Annotated in this window: 1 protein-coding gene; it reads right to left on the bottom strand. The window is 53.9% G+C overall.

Going from position 1 to position 609, the window contains the following annotated elements; genetic code table 11:
* The coding region (locus K9U40_RS23235) for a MobA/MobL family protein (protein ID WP_282892434.1) at positions 1–609 on the bottom strand (609 nt) is incomplete at both ends.

Below are 609 nucleotides of genomic sequence, written 5' to 3'. Positions count from 1 at the left end.
ACTGGTGAGTTTCCATGCCGCATTACTGTCCTTCGGCAACGCTTCGATGATGTCACGTAGTGTGTACGAAGTTGCGTTGTCAGGAAGCACGATATTCAGAAGGTCAGCCACACGGCGGGCAGGCTCTGTCAGCCCGCTGTTTCTGAGTTCGGTACGGGAAATCTGTATTTCCAGGTTAAGTCTGTTAATCAGACGATTCTGTTCGCCGCGTTCTGTTTCGATACCGCGTGTTTCCATCGCACAGGCAGACTTTCCGAGGTGAATACCAGGCGTTTTCTCAAGCCCCTGTCGCTCGTATGAACGATGGTCTATCTCTTCCTGATAACCGGCGTTCGCCAGTGCCCTGTTCGCATGGTCAGCCCATGATGCACGCCACGTCTCGGCATGTGTCCGGTCGTTCCAGTCCCTGACCTTTCCACCGAATCCAGCAGGTCCGACAGCTCTCGTGGTCAGCATGATGTGCGCATGGGGATTTGTTTTATCCATGTGATGGAACGCCACATCAGCAATCATGCCCTGACTGACAAAGTTTTCTCTGACAAAGGCGAGAACGGTTTCCCGTGCGGCATCCTGCGGTAGTTCGCGGGGGATGGCGCTGTCTCTTATACA

Source organism: Xanthobacter autotrophicus, from assembly GCF_030015065.1.
GTDB classification, from domain to species: Bacteria; Pseudomonadota; Alphaproteobacteria; order Rhizobiales; family Xanthobacteraceae; genus Xanthobacter; species Xanthobacter autotrophicus_D.
Note: the sequence above shows the minus strand (reverse complement) of the source record. Positions and strands in the feature narration are given on the sequence as shown.